Genomic DNA, 19,117 nt, shown 5'->3' with positions numbered 1-19,117 from the left:
ACAGATGAAAGATGACACCGTCAAACTGGGCCTGAAGCCCGCAGGCCCCGCGACAGAGCGGCCGATCTCAATCGCGATCGTGGCGATGGGCGGCCAGGGTGGCGGCGTTCTGACCGGCTGGATCGTGGATCTTGCCGAAACGCACGGCTGGGTGGCGCAATCCACCTCCGTGCCCGGCGTGGCCCAGCGAACCGGGGCCACCATCTATTACGTCGAGATGATGCGCCCCGGCGACGGCGGGCAAAAGCCTGTCCTCGCCCAGATGCCCACGCCCGGCGATGTCGACGTGGTGATCGCCTCCGAGTTCATGGAAGCGGGCCGGTCGATCCTGCGCGGGATCGTGACACCCGACCGGACCACCCTGATCGCCTCCAGCCACCGGTCGCTGGCGATCAGCGAAAAGACCGCCCCGGGCGGCAGCATCGCCGACAGTGGCGCGGTGACGGATGCAATCGGCGTGGTCGCCCGACAGGAAATCGTCTTTGACATGAACACCCTGGCCGTCAGGAACGGCTCTGTCATCTCGTCGGCCATGTTCGGCAGCCTTGCCGCATCCGGCACCCTGCCCTTCGAGCGCGAAGCCTACCATGACGTGATCCGCAAGGGCGGCAAGGGGGTAGAGGCCAGCATCCGCGCCTTTGATGCTGCCTTCGACCGAACAATAAACGGCGCGGATCCAGAGACGGCCGATGCGGGGGGCACGGCCGCCACGGTCGCCGCCCTGCCCCAATCGCTGCGCGACAAGCGGGCAGATGCGCTGCTCTCGCGGCTTCGCGCGGACCTTCCCGAACAGGCGCATGAAATGGCCTATCTGGGGCTGCAAAAGGTCGTCGACTTTCAGGATGCCGCCTACGGCGACGAATACCTCGATCTCCTGCGCGACCTCTACCGGCGCGACCGCGACGCGAACGGTGCCGAACACGGCTTTGCGTTCACCACAACCGCCGCCAAATACCTTGCCAATGCGATGGCATATGACGACGTGATCCGCGTTGCCCGCATCAAGACGCAAAGCGCGCGGCGCCAGAGGGTCGCTGACGAAGTGGGCCTACAGGATGGCCAGGTCCTCAACACCACCGAATTCATGCACCCCCGCATGGAAGAAGCCGCATCGGTCCTGCCCGTCGGGCTGGCCAACTGGCTGAAATCACGGAAATCTCTCTATGCCTGGCTGGATCGCCGTATCGACAGGGGCCGTCGGATACAGACCTATCGCCTGATCGGGTTTCTGCCGCTTCATTTTGTCGGCGCGCTGCGGGGCATGCGCCGCAAGTCCCTGCGCCACAAGACAGAGACCGAGCACAGGGATGCCTGGCTGGCCGACGCATCGCAGGCCCTGACGCATAATTACGACCTGGGTGTTGCGATGCTCGGCTTCCGGCGCCTGATCAAGGGGTATTCGGATACGCATGTGCGCGGCCATTCGAAGTTCGAAAAGGTCATGCAGACAACAAAGTCCATCGCAGGGCGCGATGACGCAGCGGAATGGGCCAACCGCCTTCTGACATCTGCGATCAGGGATGCGTCCAGCAAGGAACTGGACGGAACGATCATGACAATTGAGAGTTTTTCGAAAACATGAACAAGATCGACAATTCCGCGTCATTTCCGCGCCCTCTCGACCGGGCTGCGCTCCCCTTCCCGGACTGGAGCTACAGGCACATATTCCGCCACGGGCAATGCGACCCGGCGGGCATTGTCTACACGCCCGAATTCTTCAACGTATTCAATCACGCGATCGAAGCATGGTTCTGCGATTGCCTCGGTCTGAACTACTATGACTTCATCGGCCCCCGCCGCATCGGACTGGGCTATGTCAACGCACATGCAGAGTTCTTTTCGCCCGTCCGGATGGGCGACCAGGTCGAGTACTTTGTCCGGGTCTCAAGGATCGGCGGCAAATCCTACGCGCTTGAGCTGAACGCGATGCTTGGCGACACAGAGGCGCTGCGCGGGCTCTTTACAACCGTGACCACCGATCTCGACACACATCGCTCGGTCGCCATTCCGACCGACCTTCGAGATGCATTGAACCGGTTTCTATTCTCGGATACTCCCTAGTATGTAAAATTATGGGAATGCAGATAGATACATGATGGCCCGTGATCCGGCTTCCGACCCTCCAGATTATCGCAAGGACGAAACACGGCTCTGGCTCAGTGTTTTGGACGTTTACAATTTCGTCTATCGCGAAGTGAACCGGCAGCTCAAGGAACAGACGGGCATCAGCGTTTCGAAATTCGATGTCATGGCCCAGCTGGCCCGCTATCCCGAGGGTCTGAGCATGGGCGACCTTTCGACCAGGCTCAAGGTCAGCAACGGAAACGTCTCGGGCCTGGTCAACAGGCTGCGCAAGGAAGAGCTGGTGGACAAGTCCATGTCAGCCGATGACAGGCGGTCCTTTGTCGCCGTGCTGACACCGGCAGGCCGCCAAAGGTTCGAAGAAGCCGCCGCGCTGCATGCCGATGTCCTGGCAAAGTGCTTTGGACATCTGGACAGCGACCGCCTTGGCGAAACCACCGCCATGCTCAAATCCATCATCAAGAGCCCAAGCGGCAAGGCTCCGGCGGACAATGACTAAGAAAAGCGAAGACCTCGGCTTTCCCTTCAAAACGCCGGAACAGCTGTCGCAATACCTGCCCTATCTCATGACACGGCTGACCAACCGCTGGCAGGTCAAACAGGATGCCGACCTCAAGAACATCGGCATCCAGGGTGCGACGATGCGGATCATGGCCTGCCTCGCCGCCTATAAACAGCTTACGGTCAACGAAGTCTCCGTGCTTTCGGTGACAGAACAATCCACCGTCAGCAGGCTGGTCGAACAGCTTGTCACCGCCGGACTGGCACAGCGCGAGATCGACCCCTCCGACCAGCGTGTGCGCCGCGTTTCACTGACCGCCAAGGGCCGCAAGAAGCTCAGGGAAACCGCGCCGGTGGTCAATGCCAACTATCATCACATGACCGAAGGCATCGACCCGGCGCAGTTGGCCGTCTGTGTTGAAGTGATGCAGGCGATGCTGAAGAAAATTCGCGTCCACGACCTCTGACAGGTCGGGCGGAAAGCCCCGCCCAGCCTTTGTGAACGGGACCTGAACCGCGTCAGCAATAAGCGACGCAGACCGACTTGGTCTCAAGGTAGTTGTCCAGCGCGCCGGTCCCGTGTTCGCGCCCGATCCCCGATTGTTTGAACCCGCCAAAGGGCATGTTCTGATCCGGAATATTGTGGCTGTTGATCCAGATTGTCCCGGCCTGCACCTGCGGCACCAGCTTCATCACGCGGTTGATGTCGCGGGTCCACAGCGACGCGCCCAGCCCGTAACGGGTGTCGTTGGCCATCGCGATGGCCTCTTCCTCGGTCTCGAAGGGGGTGATCGTGGCCACGGGGCCGAACACCTCGTCCTGCATGATCGCAGTGTCTGACCGCGCATCCGCGAAGAGCTGCGGCGCGATATAGTATCCCTGCCCCGGCGCCGCGATGTCCAGCAGGGGCGTCGCCCCGTCGGCAATGCCCCGGTCGATCATGCCCTTCACATGGTCGAAATGCTTGGCCGACACCACCGGGTTGATCTGGTTGGCGGGGTTCATCCCCTCTCCGATCGGCAGGGAAGACGTGATCGCCTTGAGCGTCTCGACCGCCTCGTCGTAGATGCCCTTCTGCACATAGATGCGCGCCCCGGCACAACAGGTCTGGCCCGAATTGAAGAACATGCCGATGCCGGTCGCAGGCCCCAGCAGGTTCAGGTCCATGTCGTCAAAGAACACCATCGGGGCCTTGCCGCCCAGTTCCAGCGTCACGGGCTTGACCGACTGCATCGCCTGCACCCCGATCTTCTTGCCGACCTCGGTCGAGCCGGTAAAGGTGATCTTGTCCACGCCGGGATGGCGCACCAGTGCCGCCCCCGTGGCCCCGTCCCCGGTGATGACGTTGACCACCCCATCGGGAAAACCCGCCTCCCGCGCCAGTTCGGCAAAGCGCAGCGAGGTCAGCGGCGTCTCCTCCGCCGGTTTCAGCACCACGGTACAGCCCGCCGCCAGCGCGGGGGCGACTTTCCACACGCACATGTTCAGCGGAAAATTCCACGGTGTAATCGCCGCCACCACGCCGACAGGTTCCTTGCGGGTATAGGCGGTGTAGCACGTCCCCGGCGGCACGTTGATCGACACATCCAGCGTCTCGCCCCGGATCTTGGTCGCCCATCCGGCCATGTATCGCAGATACTCCGCCGAAGAGGCCACCTCCACCAGACGCGACAGCATGATCGACTTGCCGTTCTCCAGCGTTTCAAGCTGGGCCAGCTCTTCGCCATTTTCCTCGATCAGATCGGCAAGCTTCAGCATCAGCCGTGTCCGTTCCGCACCCGGCATCCCGCCCCAGGGGCCGGTCATCGCCGCCCTGGCCGCCAGCACGGCGCGGTCCACGTCAGCACCCGACCCCGATGGCACCTGCGCCAGAACCGATCCGTCCGCCGGGTTGAACACGTCGAAACGGCCCCCCTCGCCGTCGACACTTTGTCCGTCGATCAGCATTTTCGGCGCCTTGAGAAAGGCGGTCACATCGGGGCTGATGCCGCTGGGGGCCTGATCCGGAATTCCGATACGCATGAAGTGTCTCCTCGTGACGGGCCTGTTTCAGGCCCTATTGGTTGGGGGAATTGGAACTGTCGTGCCGGTCGCGCAGATCGCGGATCGCGGTGCGGATGCTCTGCACGGTGATGACGACGATCACGAACACCAGCAGCGCCGCAATCGGCCGGTTGACGAAATCGACAACACTGTCGAGCCGCCCCATCGACGCGCGCAGCTTGACCTCCATGATCCCGCCCAGAACCATCCCGAGGATGATCGGCACCGTGGGCAGGTTGAGCCGTTTCAGGATCAGACCAAAGACCCCGAACCCCGCCGCGATCATGCAGTCCACCGCCGAATTGCGCAGCGAATAGACACCGACAAAGCTCAGCACCAGTATCGCCACACCCAGAAAACGCGTGGGAATGCGGATGATGCGGATCAGCAGGTTCGACGACACCAGCACCCAGAGGATCACGATCACATTCAGCAGCAACAGAGCCAAATACAGCGCATAGACAAAGTCGAGCTGGTTCTGGAACAGCCCCGGCCCCGGCACCACGTTGTGGACATAGAACACCGACAGCATCATCGCCGTCAGCGCCTCGCCCGGAATGCCAAGCGCCAGAAGCGGGATCATCGCCGCGGCGGGCACCGCGTTGTTCGCGGATTCAGAGGCAACCAGACCTTCGGGGCTGCCCCGCCCGAACATATCCGGCGTTCGGGACCGTTTGCGTGCCGCCGTGTAGCTGAGGAATTGCGCGGTGAACTCGCCCACGCCGGGAATGACCCCCATCAGCACGCCAAATCCGCCGCCCGTCGCCGCCGTGCGCCGGTAGGTCCAGATCTCGCGCATGGCCCTGAACAAGGACCCCGCCACCGGCTGCGCATCCGGCGCGCCGTCAGGCTCCACAATCAGCTGAAAGGCCTGGCTCAGCGCAAAGAGGCCCAGAACGACAACGATCAGATCCAGCCCCGAGGTCAGCCAGTCCAGACCAAAGGTATAGCGCATGGTATAGTTGACAGGCTCCATCCCGACCGATTGCAGCAGGATGCCAAGCCCCGCCAGCATCCCCGCCGCGGCCATCTGCCCCCTGTGCGCGATGATCACCAGAATGATGCCCAGCAAAGCCGCCAGGAAAATCTCGCGCGAGCCGAACATCGGCGCGACCGTGGCCAGCACCGGCGACAGCAGGATCAGAATGAGGATCGACAGAACCGCCCCGAAAAAGGACGCGCCGTAAGCCAGCCCGAGGGCACGCAGCGCCTCGCCCCGCCGGGTCATCGGGTAGCCGTCATAGGTGGTCAGCGCGTTGACCGCCGTGCCCGGTGTGTTGATCAGGATGGCGGGCAGCGATCCGCCGTACATCGAAGAGCCATAGATCCCCAGAAGCAGCGTCAGACCCACAAGCGGCTCAAGCGCAAATGTCGCGGGCAGCAGGATCGCAATCGCCACCGCAGGCCCGACGCCGGGAATGGCCCCGATCACGACGCCCCCGACCGACCCGATCAGAAGGGCGACAAGGACCGGCCAGTTGAACAGCAGTTCAGCGGCCTGAAAAATCGTCTCCATGACGCGCTCCTAGAAGTTGACCATGACGAAAGACCGGATGCCGTCCGGCAGATACTGATAGACCGCACCGGCAGGCAGCCTGACGCCCAGCCCGGCCTTGAAGACAAGCACCGTCGCCAGCGCCAGCCCCGCCGCAGAGGTCAGCATCCGCACCGACCGGTATCCCGCCCTGATCGACAGAAGCACCGCGAACAGCAGCGTCGCGGGCAGATAGCCAATGACCGGAACGGCGCCGACATAGACACTGAACCAGAGCACGAATTCGACCGACCGCAGCCAGAGGATGACCTCCTGCAGGCGTCCGGGCAGGCGCGGCGCGTTCCAGGTGCAGACAAAATGGATCGCACCGAAAACCACCATCATGCCAACCCCGACCGAGGGCCAGAATCCCGGTTCCTCCACCAGGGACTTCTTGCCCAGGAACTGCGCCTGCCAGGGCACCGCCACCAGACAGGCCAGCGCAAGCACAAGAAAGCCTGCCGCAAAGATCAGATCACCCGGTCTGCGTTCACGGCGAAACAGGGCGAGGAAATTCAGAACCCGCTGCATTTCATGCCTCCGCAAAATGGTCGGGCCGCCACGGACGGGACGGCCCGGATCGCTCTACTCTCCGAGGAACCCGGCAATGCGCGCCATCGTGGCGGCGTCTTTTTCCATCTGCGCGTTGGACTCGTCGAACCCGAGCCAATAGATCTCGGCCCCTGTGTCCTCCGCGACCTGTCCGGCGGCGTCCGAACTCAGCACCTCCTGCGCGACACCCGCGATCACATCGCGCACGTCCTGCGGCGTGTCTTCGTGCACGAACAGACCGTTCCAGGTGGAAAACCCGAGGTCGGGATAGACCTCTGCGGCGGTCGGCACCTCGGGCAGCAGTGGGATGCGCGCGTTCGTGACGCTCATCAGGATCTTCAGGTCGTCCAGGCAGGGCCGGATCAGCTGAAGCGTAGTGTTGATCACATCCACATCGCCCGACGCCAGCGTGTTGCAATCCAGCGCGTCAAATGCGGTGTCCGCCGAATAGGAGAAATCCAGCGCCTTGGCCATCGCCAGAGTATGACGTGCCGGGCTGGTGACATCGCCGAAATGGCCCAGCGTCACATCGTTGTCACGGGCGTAGGCGGCCAGTTCTTCCATCGTCGAATAGGGCGCATCGCCAGGGGCGGCCAGGACAAATGGATAGCTCAGGAAGATGCCCACCGGCTCGAACGGGTTGCCCTCCAGCGGGGGGATGCCGATGTAGGGTCCGACCATCGGCACGTCGATGACAAAGGACCCGATGGTGTAACCATCCGCAGGGGCCAGCGCCACCTCGACCGCGCCGGGGAACGGGCCACCGCCGCCGCCGGGCTTGTTCACTACCGCCGCGGGCACATCGTATTTCTTCTGCAGGTCATCCGCGATCATCCGCGTCAGGATGTCCTCAAGGTCGCCGGGCGGCCAGGGCACGATGAATTCGACGGGCTTTTCGGGATATTCGGCAGCAGCGGCAAGTGGCAGCGCCGAAACAAGAGCGGCAAGACTGATCTGTGCAAGTTTGTTCATGTTCTGGTTTCCCTGTTGTCTGTTTCTCCCGATTCCGGGAGTTTTCTTCTTGGTCTTCGACTTCGCTTTCTTGCCTCACCCTCGTTCCCGACCCGATAGGAACACGGGCCGGGGTCGGGGAGAAGGATCGTCAGGATGGCCGGGCCACCGCAGTCATGTCTCTGCCTCATAGCGGGCGCAGGCCTTGGTCAGCGCCGCGATGATGATGTCGATCTCCGGCTCTTCGATGACCAGCGGCGGGGACAGGATGATGACATTGCCCGCAGGGCGGACAATTGCGCCCTCTTCCCGCGCATAGGTCGCGATCCGTTCGACCACACCGGTGCCGGGGTCCATCGGCGTGCGCGCGCCCTTGTCAGAGACGAAATCCAGACCCACCATCAGGCCCTTGCCACGCACTTCGCCGACAACCGATGACGTGTCGGCCAGGGGGCGCAATCCGTCGATCAGCCGTTTGCCCATGCGGGCCGCATTGCCCGGCAGATCCTCTTTCTCGACAATATCGAGACAGGCCAGCGCGGCGGCACAGCCAACCGGATGACCGGACGACGTGAACCCGTGCATGATCATGCCCTCGGGGCTGAACTCCTTGTACCAGGCATCCGCCACCCGTTTGTTCAGCGTCGTGGCCCCCAGCGGCACATAGCCCGACGAAATCCCCTTGGCGAGACACATGATATCGGGCTTCACCCCCCAGCCCCGCGCGCCGAACATGGCACCGGAGCGGCCAAAGCCGGTGACGACCTCGTCTGAAATGAGCAGGATCCCGTATTTGTCACACAACTCGCGCAGCGCGGGCCAGAACGACGCGGGCGGCACGATGACGCCCCCCGCCCCCTGCACCGGTTCCGCGATAAAGGCGGCAATTGTATGCCCGCCCTGGAACATGATCGTGCGTTCGATCTGCGTGATGACGGCCTCGGCCAGCGTGTCGGGATCTTCGGAATAGGGATTGCGATAGGTCCAGGGGCTGTCGATCTGAAAACAGCCCGACAACAGCGGTTCATAGGCGCTGCGGTAATAGCCGTTGCCGTTCACCGACACCCCGCCGAAATGCACGCCGTGATAACCCTGTTTGAGAGATATGAACTTGGTCCGCTGCGGCTGCCCTTCAAGCTGCCAGTACTGGCGGGCCAGCTTCAGCGCAGTTTCCACCGCATCCGACCCGTTGGCCGAAAACATCACCTTGGCCACGTCCTCTTCGGCGGCCATCTCGCAGATCTTGGCCGACAGTTCGATCGACGGCGGCGTGGCCGTGCCCGCGAAGGAGGAATAATAGCTGATCTTGTCCATCTGCTCGGTGATGGCGGCTTTCACCTCCGCCCGGTTGTGGCCTACGTTCACGTTCCACAGACCGCCCAGACCATCGACCAGCCGGTCGCCGTCGATATCCGTCACATAACAGCCATCGCCATGGGTGATGATCTGCGGCGGGTTCTCGGCGCTCATGATCGGGTGGATCATCGGATGAAACTGATGACGTGTGTTCTGTTCCCGCAGGAAATTCTCGTTGTCGCGCATTGCGCCTTCCCCCAGTCTGCGCAGCGAAGCTTCCGAGGCTTTGCCGCCGGTTCATGCCAAGGCTCCCTTGGTCGTAGCTGAGAGACAAAGTTGCGGGTTGGCCTCCCCCAATCCATTACGTTGAGCGCCAAAAATCTGATAATTTACGCCAAACCTGATAGGCTGGCCCGATGAAATCCGATTCCGCCGCCCCGCCCGCGGGCTTCTCCTCTGTCCGCGCGTGTTTCCTGACAGCCGTTGTTTCCCGGTTCGAGGCGACCGGCACGAACGCCCACACCCTGTTGAACCGGACCGGAATCACGCTGGCGCAATTGAACGACCCCTACGGCGCAATTCCCCTGCCGCAATTCATCGAATTTCTGGAAGCCGCAGCAGTCGAAACCGGGGACGACGCGATCGGCGTGCGCATCGGGTCGCAGCTGACTGCCAGCGATATGGGCCCCATCGGCATCGTATTGGCCCTGTCGGGAAACATCGAAACCGGCATCAGCCGGTTTGCAAGCTACGCCAACGCCCTCCAGGACGGGGCAGAGACCCAATGGCTTTTGCAGGACGACCTGTGGGTCTTTACCTATCGGTTGCGGTATTCGAACATATGGCCCCGGCGGCAGGATGCGGAATGCTCTTTGGTGTCGCTGGTGCAGGTCGTGCGCGACAATTTCAAACCCAGCTGGTCCCCGCAAGAGGTTCATTTCGAACACAGCGCCCCCGCGGACCCCCGGCCCCTGGAACGGTTCTTTCGGTGCCCGATCCGGTTTTCCCAGCCGTTCAACCGGTTCATCGCCGACAGGGAGGCCTGCCTGTCCAATATCAGGACAGAGGATACGGCCCTGCTTGACGCCCTGCAGCGCCATGTCGAGGATATCATCGGCGCGGGCGCGCCGGTCCGGGATATCAGCGGTTCGGTGACGGCGGTCATCAACGCCAGCCTCGGCATATCCCCCGTCACGATCAACCACGCCGCCCGCGCGCTGTCGGTCTCCCCCCGCAGTCTGCAAAGACACCTGCAGGAAGAAGGCACCAGTTTTCGCGCCTTGCTTGAGACCACGCGCCGGGAACGCGCGCAGATGTTGCTATCGCAACCACGCGCAAAGGTCGCCCGCGTGGCCGAAGCTCTGGGCTACGCCGACGCAACCGCGTTCTGGCGCGCCTGGCACAAGTGGACCGGAACCGCCCCCACAGACTACATGAAAGACGATAATCGGTGACGGCGTTCAGGTCGGGGCGCCGACCACGCCCGCATCTTCCAGCTGTTCCCGATCGGGAAGGTCCCGCAAGCTTTCAAGATCGAAGGCGATCAGGAAGGTTTCCGTCGTCACGAACGTATAGGGCGCCCCGCGCCGGGGCGACCGCGGGCCGGTCCCGATCAGGTCGCGCGCATGCAGCCGCCCAATGAGGTCGCGACCGATCTCCTTGCCGAAGATATCCTTGAGCCCGTCGCGCGTGATCGGCTGGTGGTAGGCAATCGCGGCAAGCACGGCGACATCGAATTCGTTCAGGTCCAGCACCTGATCGTCGACATCCGCCGCGGCATGGATCGCGGGCGCATAGGCCGGTCGCGTCCGGAAAAACCACCCGCTGTCCGCGCTTGCGATTTCGAATGCGCGCCCCTCCAGATCGGCGGCAAGGTCTTCGATCAGCAGATCCACCGACACCCCCTGCCCCACCACACGCGCCAGATCGTCCCGCGGAACCGGCGTGGCGCTGGCGAAGAGAACCGCCTCGATCCGGCGCATCCATTCCCGCCAGCGCAGTTCCGGCGGCAGCTCTGCCAGGTCGCGGTCCAGCTTGGCGTCGGGGCGCTCCTTTCCCATCGGCTAGACCCCGTACAACCGATAGGTGTCGCGGCCCGTCAGTTCACGCACCGCAGCCAGATCGACCAAGCGGTCGCACAGCCGACGCGCGGCCCGGTCCGGCAGTGGCAGGGCCGCCGGCGCGACCGCATCACGGCTGAGGAACATCAAGACGGCATCGCCTGCCCCCTTGGCGCGAAGTTTGGGCGCAACCAACTTCAGACGCGCCGCCCGACGTGCCACATCGACGGCCAGACGCTGCCCCTCGACCGCCGATGCGACAACCGCGCGATGGCAGGCGAGGCGCAGGTCGTCCCCGCTCTTGCGCAGGTCGGCGCGCTTCAGACCTGCCGCCAGCAGCGGCACCAGGTGATCCCATCCCAACGCCTTTGACAGAGCCGCATCCGCCAGGACAAGCCCCGCGACCTCGGCCCGCGGGGCCTCGGTCAAAACAGTCTCTAGCACGGCTGCGGCGCGGTTGACCGGACTGCCCCGCCCTGCCCCAAGCCAACCCGCGATCCCCCCGGCCTCCAGATCGGGGAACGCCCGGCAGAGCGCCTTTACCGAAACCGGACGCGCCACAGCGCGACGCCACGCCAGATAGACGTCGCCTGCCGGTCCGGGCAAATCGCCGGGGCGCAAGAGGTGCACCGCGTCACGCAGCTCCGCCGCGCGTTCGGGGCGTCCGGCAAAGCCCAGACACGCCTCCGCCGCGCGCAGCGACAGCCGATCCCGCAACAAGGCGTGGGGCAGATCGGGGCGCATCACCACGATATGCAGCTGTGACAGCGCAGCACCTGACAAAAACGCCACATCTTCGGGGTTTTCCACCCGCGCGGACGTGACCCAAGCGGGCATCCGGGGTATCGTATCCGGGTCTGATGTAGGCGCAGGGCGGGCTGAGGTCATGGCGGCAGGCTACATCAGTACGGCGCTTTCTGCCAGAGATTTTCGGCCAAACCGCCGCGCCTTGCCGGAACGTCTTATGTCCGATAAATGCCGCCGCCAGACTCTTCTCACGGCCGCGCCCAGGCGGGCGCATCCGCTTCGAATTCATGATAGCTGATGCGCAGGCCCGGATCGTCGTCAAGGCACTGCGCATTGATCGGAAAGGCGCTCTCGGGCGAAAGCGGCTCGCCCAGCGACGTGCCGCAGATCCGGCAGAACGACCGGACATAGCCACTGCCCGGCGGCGGCGCGAGGGTCTCCAGCGTCTCCCTGCCCTGCGTCAGCCTGAACTGCGCGCGGGTGACGAAGACAGAGGTTGAAGTGCCCAGCTTGCGACACCGCGAGCAATGGCAGCTCCCCATCCCCTTGGGTTGCCCCTCGATCACGAACGCCACCGCGCCGCACAGACAGCTTCCCCTGATTTCCATGCTCATCTCCATTTCCTGTTGAGTACAAAGCCAGTCTAGCGGCACCATGCTGACAGCGTGGTGGCAGCATCCTGTCACTATGCTGCCCCTGCCGTTAAAAGGAGCCCCAATGCGCCGCGCCGACCGTCTGTTCGAAATCATCGAAATCCTGCGACGCGCCCGCGGGCCGATCGCCGCCAGCCGCATCGCCGCCGAGCTTGAAGTGTCGCGCCGGACCGTCTACCGCGACATCGCCGCGCTGATGGCGCAACGGGTGCCGATCACCGGGGAGGCCGGTGTGGGCTATGTGCTGGAGGGCGGTTTTCACATGCCCCCGCTGATGCTCAAGGCCGAGGAGATCGAGGCGGCGGTGCTGGGCGCGCAATGGGTCCGGACCCGCGGGGACCCTGGCCTGGCCCGCGCTGCAGAGGCGTTGCTGGCCCGGCTCGAAGCGGTCGCGCCACCGGAAACGCGGACCTTCTTCTATCAGCCCGCGACCGATGTGGCCCCGGTGCCGCCGCCCGCCGAGACGCTGGATGCCACCGCGATCCGCGATGCCATCCGGGGCCGGGCCAAGATCGCCATGACCTATCGCGACGAACAGGGGCGCGAAACCCGCCGCACTGTCTGGCCGATCCTGCTGGGCTATCGCGATGCGGGCCGCATTCTGGCCGCCTGGTGCGAGCTGCGCGGTGCCTTCCGGTACTTTCGGACCGAGCGGATGCTGACAGCCGAGATCCTGACCCAGACCTTTCCGCAGTCGGTGGATCGCCTGCGCAGGGACTGGCGGGATCAGATGAATGCCGACCGCGCCCGATACCGCGCCGACATCTGACCGGCGCGCCACCCTGCCCTAACCTGCGGATTAGAGACTGCGCCGCAAGGGCGCCCGACCACGCCTGCCCTGATGGACGTCGAAGATGCATTCTGCGAGGGTTTTTGCAGCCCGATCAGCGCAAAAAATGAGAATTTCGTATAACCATTTGAAATATCTATAGATTAACGCCCCTGTCCCCGCGGGGACAGAGGCCAGGACGACCTTCAGCCCTCGTCCAGCGCGGTCAGGAATGCATCGACCGCAGCTTCCAGACGCTTGCGCTCGACGCCGCTGAAGTCACGCTCCAGCTTGAGCTCCACGCGTCCGTCGGCCACCGTGCACTTCGCCTCGCCCTCGGGCCGGTTGAGGCGAAAGGTGGTCTTGGCCTGCCGCGCGGGCGGACGGCGGACCTTGCCCTTGGCGGTGCGCACAACGCGCGCCAGAAAGGCGGACAGAACCGCCTGCTCATCCTCGGCGGTGCGGCCTTCCTCTTCTGCCAGCATCTCCCGCAGCAGCTTGGCCCCGCCGGGATGCTCGTCCAGCTTCTTGACCACCGACAGGCCGGTCGCCCGCGGGATCGCGTCGATGAATTTCAGCGCCCCATCGGCGGCCACCAACAGGCGGACGAAATGCTTGATGTAGTTCCGCTTCTGCCGCGCGGCGGATGCATAGAGCAGCTCGACCGCTTCGTCATAGGTTTGCACATTGGGGTCCTGCAGATGATAGTTCAGCGCAAGCTGCGCCATCTCGCCAAAGGACACCCCCCGCCGGACCATGTTTTCGTCCACCATCCGCCGGTAGAGACGCAGCATATCCTCGCCCCGCGCGTTGATCCCCGCGGGGATACGGGCAAAGCGGTCATCGCCGGTTTCCTCGAACAATTCGCGATAGGCCGTGACCCGCCGGAACCCCTGGATCAGCTCGTAGTCATCGCCCACCGGCTCCACCCGGATCGGATTCGATAGGCCGATCTCGCGGATCGAATTCTTCAACTCCTCGATCTCGGGGTCGCGGCCCGGCACGCGGTCCCGGGTCAGCTTGCCGGTCAGGACCCTCTCCAGCGGGATCATGTCGGTGATCAGCCCTGCCCGTTTGAGCCGGACATGTTCATGCGCCAGCGCATCGTTCTCCGCCCGGATCGCGGCCTCTGCCGACTGCCGGCTGGCCAGCGCCTCCGCATTCTCGGAAATCGCGGAGGCCATCGGCCCGCGCCGCGCTTCCGTCCCCGCGGGGACATCGGCGGGCGGGTCGATTTCCACGTCGTCAAAGTTGATGTCGAATACGCGTTTCTTCTTGCTCATGCCTCATCCTCCAGTTGGTCCCAGGCGGCAATCAGGTGGCCCTTGAATTCGTCATAGGCCTGGTCGAACGATGTTCGCGCCCGACGCCAGGTTTCGCGTGTCATGTCGCGATAATCCGTCTCGTAGATGGATGACAGGAAACGGCCGGATTGCTCGACCGCGCGGGTCATCTCGATTGGATGTTGGGCCAGTCTGTCGCCAAAAACCTTGCCGAATGCCTGCTGCATCGCGCGGTGCAATTCGTTGTTGCTTTCGAACCGGGTCAGCAGGAAGCGGACATCGGAGAACACCTTGGGCAAGGACAGCGTCCCCGCGGGGACAGAGCTGCCGAACCGCTCCAGGTCTTCCAGCGCCTCGGCCAGCTGCCCGATAAAGGACGTGGTGGAATCGTATTCCCAATACCCCGGGCCGGAGGGGATATAGAGCACGTCGGCGGCAAAGACCGCGTTCATGGACTGATAGCCGATGGCGGGCGGGCAGTCGAAAAGGATCAGATCGTAGGCGTCGTTCGGAAGGCTGTCGAGGTAACGTGACACCGCGGCAAAGAACGACCATTCGGGATTGAGATGCCGGTATTGCGCGCTGGCGAATTCAACGAACGCCGCATTCGCGCAGGAGGGCAGGGCGTCGATCGTCGGCCAGTTCGTCGGCTTGATGAAGTCGGTGACGCGCAGCTCGGCCAGGCCCATGTCGGTGATCGCGGCGGGCAGTTTGCGGCGGGGCAGGGCGGTGCCTGTCTCCGCCCCCTGGGTGGCGGCATTCATCCGCTCGGTCTCGCGGATCAGGTCGCGCGCCATGACGCCCCAGACGGTGAATTCCTCGCTCACGTCATTAAGGCCCATGGAATGGCTCAGCGTGGCCTGCGGGTCAAAGTCCACGACCAGCACGCGGTAGCCGTCCAGCGCCGCGGCATGGGCAAAGTGCAGCGCCACGGTGGATTTGCCCGCACCGCCCTTGAAGTTCGCGATGGCCGCGCGGATGGCGCGCTTGCCCGCCGGTCTTTTCGGCATCAGCGATTTGCGGTTCACCTTCAGCCTGCGCCGCAGTTCGTTGATTTCTGCCAGCGTATACCAGTGCTGGCGACCTTCTTCTTCGGTGGTGCCCTGCGGCAGCGACGGGTCCGCGGCCAGCCGTCCGCGCAGGGTGGACTGGTTGACCTTGAAGATCAGCTCCGCGACCTCCCAGCTGGAAAACCGGCGCAGCGTCTTTTCGTTTTCCGGCGAGAAGGTCTGCTGACGGATGAAACCCTGCATCTTGAGCGATTGCGCCTGCAACCGGGCCAGATCATGGTGTGTGAACATAAGTGCCTCTTTTTCCGTTCTTTTTTGCCTGTTGTCCCCGCGGGGACAGTTTTGTGCCCGCAGATCTTCCCCTCGACCGGACGCAAATTCCCATGTTTTTCCGATTTACGCCGAATTGGCGAAAGAAGTAAATTACAATAATATGCGCCCCAATCAGAAAGCCTTGGGTTTTCATGATTCGGAGGGGCGCATGCCCCGGCAAGCCGATCTGCCGCCGGATTGCGGGACATGCTTTCCAGGATCAGAGCCGAATAGGGGACAAAACCGCCTGATTAAGTGACGCCCTGGCTGTCCCCCAATACCTTTAATACCAGGATATTCTTTTTCATCAGGTTTGAAATTCCCGAGGTCGGACCGGAGGTCTTGACAGAATCGACGCTTTGGACGCAAATCAAAGGACGGATCGGAAAAGCGTTGAGTTTCTTCACCTGGCGCTTTATCAATGACCCAAAGGGGCAACAGACCCCGAAGATTCGAGGCGGCAAGGGATGGCTACATCCCGGTACAGAGGCAGGGCAGCAGGATGCTCCAGAAACGCTTGGCGGGGCCCGGTGCGGCCACGCGCAAATATGACCTGATCACCGCGCTTGGGGCGCACGCGCTGTCTTTGGACAAACATGATCAGCGGCTGATACTGCGGCTGATCACGCTGCTGACGGCCCGCTACAACTGGGGGCGTGACGAATTGTGTATCGGCCAGCGCGAGATTGCCCAGCTTTGGTCGTGCAACGAACGCACCGTCAAACGCGAGATGGCCAAGCTGCGCGGTCTGGGCTGGTTTCGGGTCAAACGGCAGGGCGCGCGGGGCAGGGTGACGACCTACGGTCTGGATGCCGACGCGATGCTCACCGCGACACGTGGCATCTGGCCCGCGATAGGCTCTGATTTCGAAGTTCGGCTCGATGCGGGCAGCGCGGCCCCTGAGGCGGAAAAGGTCGTGCCATTCCCCAGGGCCGATGCGGCAACCCCACCGGACATGGGGGCGGGCGACGAATGGGCGCTGGCGCAGGCGGTGCTGTACCAGCAGGACAAGGGGCAGTTCGGCGCCTGGCTGCGCGCATTGGTACGGGTCGGCAGGGCAGGGGGGCGGCTGACCCTGCGCGCGCCCAGCCGGTTTCATGCGGCCTATGTGCAGACCCATCTGTCGCAAACCATACTGACGGCGTGTCAGTCGGTGGACGACAGCGTCGGCAGCGTCGAGGTCATCGCCTGAAAACAGGCTCTAACGCTGACCTTCGCGCAGCGTGTCGATCATCAGCTGGACATTTTCGGGGTCTGCGTCCGGGGTGATCCCGTGACCGAGGTTGAAGATATGCGGCCCGCCTGAAAACGCCTTGACGATGCGCCGCGTCTCGGACACCAGCGCATCACCGCCAGTGACCATGTGGGTCGATTTCAGGTTGCCCTGCACACAGCCGTCCGGCTGTACCTGGGCGGCGGCCCATTCTGCCGTCACACCGTCGTCAATGGCGATGCATTCCGCCCCGATTGCCTTGTGCGCGCCATCGTACCGGGTGCCGGCGCCACGCGGAAAGGCGATGACGGGCACGCCGGGGTGCATGTCGTGCAGCGCCTCTGTGATCCGGCGCATCGGCGTCAGCGAAAAGGCATCGAAATCGTCGCCCTGCAACGACCCGGCCCAGCTGTCAAAGATCTTGACCACCTCTGCCCCCGCCTTGATCTGCTCGGAGAGGTACAGGATCGTCGCCTCGGTGATCTTGTCGATAAGTGTCTCGAACGCGGGGCGATCGCGGGTTTTCAACTGATGCGCCGGACCCTGATCCGGCGTGCCGCGACCTGCAATCATATAGGTGGCAACCGTCCAGGGCGCCCCGGCGAAACCGATCAGGGTAGTCTCCTCGGGCAGGCCCTTGGACAGGATCTTGACGGTCTCGTAGATCGGGCTGAGCTTGTCGTGGATGGCCTCTGCCGGTTTCAGCGCCTCGACCTCCGCGCGGGTGGTGACGGTCGACAGGCGCGGCCCCTCACCGGTGACGAACCACAGATCGGCCCCCAGCGCCTGCGGCACCAGCAGGATGTCCGCAAAGAGGATCGCGGCGTCGAACCCGTAGCGGCGGATCGGCTGAAACGTGACCTCTGCCGCGAGGTCGGGATTGTAGCACAGGGACAGGAAATCGCCTGCCTGCGCACGGGTCGCCTTGTACTCGGGCAGGTAGCGCCCCGCCTGGCGCATCATCCAGACCGGCGGCACCGGCAGTGTTTCACCCGCCAATGCGCGCAGGATGGTTTTGGTGTTGCTCATGGGGGTGCTCTTTGCTGGAAATGTTTGAGGTATCATGCTGTTCAGGGGTGCGAATACAGGAGTTGTCAGTCCGGGTCCACAGCGGTACCAGTGAGCATGACCCAGACCTTGCCCACCCCGCTGAACCCTCTGAAGATCGGAACCCGTGGGTCGCCGCTGGCGCTCGCGCAGGCGGAGGAGACCCGCGAAAGGCTGGCGCGTGCGTTCGAATTGCCGCTTGAGGCCTTTACCATCGTGGTGATCAAGACCACCGGCGACCGGATCATCGACCGCCCGTTGAAGGAGATCGGCGGCAAGGGGCTGTTCACCCGCGAGATCGAGGCGGAACTGCTGTCAGGCGGCATCGACATCGCCGTGCATTCGATGAAGGACATGCCGACGATTCAGCCCGACGGGCTGGTGCTGGACACCTACCTGCCGCGCGAGGATGTGCGCGACGCCTTCATCTCGCCCAACGCCAGGGGATTGGCGGACCTGCCCGAGGGCACGGTTGTCGGCACCTCCAGCCTGCGGCGGCGTGCGCAGCTGAAACTGCGGCGGCCCGATCTGGAGGTGGTGGAGTTTCGCGGCAACCTGCAGACCCGGCTGATGAAGCTGGAGCAGGGGGTGGCGGCGGCGACCTTCCTGGCCATGGCGGGGCTGAACCGGTTGCGGATGATGGACGACGTGCCCGCCACCGCGATCGACGCGGAAACGATGCTGCCCGCCGTGGCGCAGGGTGCCATCGGGATCGAGCGGCGGATCGACGATAGCCGCGTGGCCGAGATGCTGGAGGCGGTGCATGACGCCACGACCGGCCAGCGGCTGGCGGCGGAGCGTGCGTTTCTGCTGGAACTCGACGGCTCTTGCGAGACGCCCATCGCGGGACTTGCGATGCTGGAGGGCGGGACCCTGCACCTTCGCGGTGAGGTGCTGCGCCCTGACGGGTCAGAGGCGTTGGACGACGCCACAAGCTGCCCGGTCGAGGACGGCGCCCAAGCGGGTCACGACATGGCGCGCAGGTTGCTGGAGCGCGCCGGCGCGGGATTCTTCGACTGGCGCGGGTAGGGCGCAGCCGTCGCGTTGACCGTGCGGGAACAATG

The 19,117-nt window shown here is 63.7% G+C and carries 19 protein-coding genes; 8 read left to right on the top strand and 11 right to left on the bottom strand.

All coding sequences use genetic code 11. The features are described 5' to 3' along the window. The first annotated feature begins 4 nt into the window (after positions 1-4). From FIU94_RS20220 to FIU94_RS20205, 4 genes are read left to right on the top strand one after another with little or no spacing between them, the layout of a single operon-like run. A complete protein-coding gene (locus FIU94_RS20220; protein ID WP_152467615.1) occupies positions 5-1,582 on the top strand; it encodes an indolepyruvate oxidoreductase subunit beta family protein in 1,578 nt (525 codons plus the stop codon). Next, a complete protein-coding gene (locus FIU94_RS20215) occupies positions 1,579-2,061 on the top strand; it encodes a thioesterase family protein (protein WP_152467614.1) in 483 nt (160 codons plus the stop codon). The genes FIU94_RS20220 and FIU94_RS20215 overlap by 4 nt, the downstream gene beginning before the upstream one ends. A gap of 31 nt (positions 2,062-2,092) precedes the next feature. Further along, positions 2,093-2,581 carry a MarR family winged helix-turn-helix transcriptional regulator gene (locus FIU94_RS20210; RefSeq protein ID WP_152467613.1) on the top strand — a complete coding sequence of 163 codons (489 nt, stop codon included), beginning with the start codon at positions 2,093-2,095 and terminating at the stop codon, positions 2,579-2,581. Next, positions 2,574-3,050 carry a MarR family winged helix-turn-helix transcriptional regulator gene (locus FIU94_RS20205; RefSeq protein ID WP_172975985.1) on the top strand — a complete coding sequence of 159 codons (477 nt, stop codon included), beginning with the start codon at positions 2,574-2,576 and terminating at the stop codon, positions 3,048-3,050. Before FIU94_RS20210 ends, FIU94_RS20205 begins: the two co-directional genes overlap by 8 nt. A gap of 52 nt (positions 3,051-3,102) precedes the next feature. On the opposite strand, the gene FIU94_RS20200 is transcribed toward FIU94_RS20205, so the two are convergent. From FIU94_RS20200 to FIU94_RS20180, 5 genes are all read right to left on the bottom strand, one after another. Next, entirely contained in the window at positions 3,103-4,605 is a 1,503-nt protein-coding gene (locus FIU94_RS20200; RefSeq protein ID WP_152467611.1) for an aldehyde dehydrogenase, read from the bottom strand. 34 nt (positions 4,606-4,639) lie between these two features. Continuing rightward, entirely contained in the window at positions 4,640-6,142 is a 1,503-nt protein-coding gene (locus FIU94_RS20195; protein WP_152467610.1) for a tripartite tricarboxylate transporter permease, read from the bottom strand. A gap of 9 nt (positions 6,143-6,151) precedes the next feature. Beyond that, complete coding sequence (locus FIU94_RS20190) at positions 6,152-6,691, bottom strand: tripartite tricarboxylate transporter TctB family protein (protein ID WP_152467609.1); 540 nt, start codon at positions 6,689-6,691, stop codon at positions 6,152-6,154. A gap of 54 nt (positions 6,692-6,745) precedes the next feature. Then, positions 6,746-7,684 carry a tripartite tricarboxylate transporter substrate binding protein gene (locus FIU94_RS20185; RefSeq protein ID WP_152467608.1) on the bottom strand — a complete coding sequence of 313 codons (939 nt, stop codon included), beginning with the start codon at positions 7,682-7,684 and terminating at the stop codon, positions 6,746-6,748. A 153-nt stretch (positions 7,685-7,837) separates the two neighbouring features. Next, complete coding sequence (locus FIU94_RS20180) at positions 7,838-9,148, bottom strand: aminotransferase class III-fold pyridoxal phosphate-dependent enzyme (RefSeq protein WP_254702714.1); 1,311 nt, start codon at positions 9,146-9,148, stop codon at positions 7,838-7,840. A gap of 227 nt (positions 9,149-9,375) precedes the next feature. Here FIU94_RS20180 and FIU94_RS20175 point away from each other — a divergent pair, with 227 nt between their 5' ends. After that, positions 9,376-10,413 (top strand): AraC family transcriptional regulator, encoded by a 1,038-nt coding sequence (locus tag FIU94_RS20175; protein WP_152467606.1) that lies wholly within the window; start codon positions 9,376-9,378, stop codon positions 10,411-10,413. A 6-nt stretch (positions 10,414-10,419) separates the two neighbouring features. Here the strand turns inward: FIU94_RS20175 and FIU94_RS20170 are convergent, their stop codons facing one another. The 3 genes from FIU94_RS20170 to FIU94_RS20160 all read right to left on the bottom strand — a co-directional run bounded on the left by FIU94_RS20170 (position 10,420) and on the right by FIU94_RS20160 (position 12,380). After that, on the bottom strand, positions 10,420-11,019 hold the full coding sequence (locus FIU94_RS20170) for an SMC-Scp complex subunit ScpB (RefSeq protein WP_152467605.1): 600 nt from the start codon (positions 11,017-11,019) through the stop codon (positions 10,420-10,422). Positions 11,020-11,022: 3 nt separating this feature from the next. Next, entirely contained in the window at positions 11,023-11,907 is an 885-nt protein-coding gene (locus tag FIU94_RS20165; RefSeq protein WP_152467604.1) for a DUF1403 family protein, read from the bottom strand. Between the two features lie 107 nt (positions 11,908-12,014). Continuing rightward, complete coding sequence (locus tag FIU94_RS20160) at positions 12,015-12,380, bottom strand: GFA family protein (protein WP_254702709.1); 366 nt, start codon at positions 12,378-12,380, stop codon at positions 12,015-12,017. A 103-nt stretch (positions 12,381-12,483) separates the two neighbouring features. Here FIU94_RS20160 and FIU94_RS20155 point away from each other — a divergent pair, with 103 nt between their 5' ends. Further along, positions 12,484-13,188, top strand: coding sequence for a YafY family protein (locus tag FIU94_RS20155; protein ID WP_152467602.1), 705 nt, complete (start codon positions 12,484-12,486; stop codon positions 13,186-13,188). A 206-nt stretch (positions 13,189-13,394) separates the two neighbouring features. Here FIU94_RS20155 and FIU94_RS20150 read toward each other — a convergent pair whose 3' ends face one another. Next, a complete protein-coding gene (locus tag FIU94_RS20150) occupies positions 13,395-14,471 on the bottom strand; it encodes a ParB N-terminal domain-containing protein (protein ID WP_152467601.1) in 1,077 nt (358 codons plus the stop codon). Beyond that, positions 14,468-15,772: an AAA family ATPase gene (locus FIU94_RS20145; RefSeq protein WP_152467600.1), complete on the bottom strand. Its 1,305-nt coding sequence runs from the start codon at positions 15,770-15,772 to the stop codon at positions 14,468-14,470. The genes FIU94_RS20150 and FIU94_RS20145 overlap by 4 nt, the downstream gene beginning before the upstream one ends. 523 nt (positions 15,773-16,295) lie before the next feature. Between FIU94_RS20145 and FIU94_RS20140 the strand changes: the two genes are divergently transcribed. Continuing rightward, entirely contained in the window at positions 16,296-16,985 is a 690-nt protein-coding gene (locus FIU94_RS20140; protein ID WP_152467599.1) for a hypothetical protein, read from the top strand. Positions 16,986-16,994: 9 nt separating this feature from the next. On the opposite strand, the gene hemE is transcribed toward FIU94_RS20140, so the two are convergent. Continuing rightward, positions 16,995-18,035, bottom strand: a complete 1,041-nt coding sequence (gene hemE / locus FIU94_RS20135) for a uroporphyrinogen decarboxylase (protein WP_152467598.1) — start codon at positions 18,033-18,035, stop codon at positions 16,995-16,997. A gap of 96 nt (positions 18,036-18,131) precedes the next feature. Here hemE and hemC point away from each other — a divergent pair, with 96 nt between their 5' ends. Further along, positions 18,132-19,082, top strand: coding sequence for a hydroxymethylbilane synthase (hemC, locus tag FIU94_RS20130; RefSeq protein WP_152467597.1), 951 nt, complete (start codon positions 18,132-18,134; stop codon positions 19,080-19,082). The last annotated feature ends 35 nt before the right edge of the window (positions 19,083-19,117 follow it).

The sequence above is a fragment of the Sulfitobacter sp. THAF37 genome (assembly GCF_009363555.1).
GTDB lineage: Bacteria > Pseudomonadota > Alphaproteobacteria > Rhodobacterales > Rhodobacteraceae > Sulfitobacter.
Note: the sequence above shows the minus strand (reverse complement) of the source record. Positions and strands in the feature narration are given on the sequence as shown.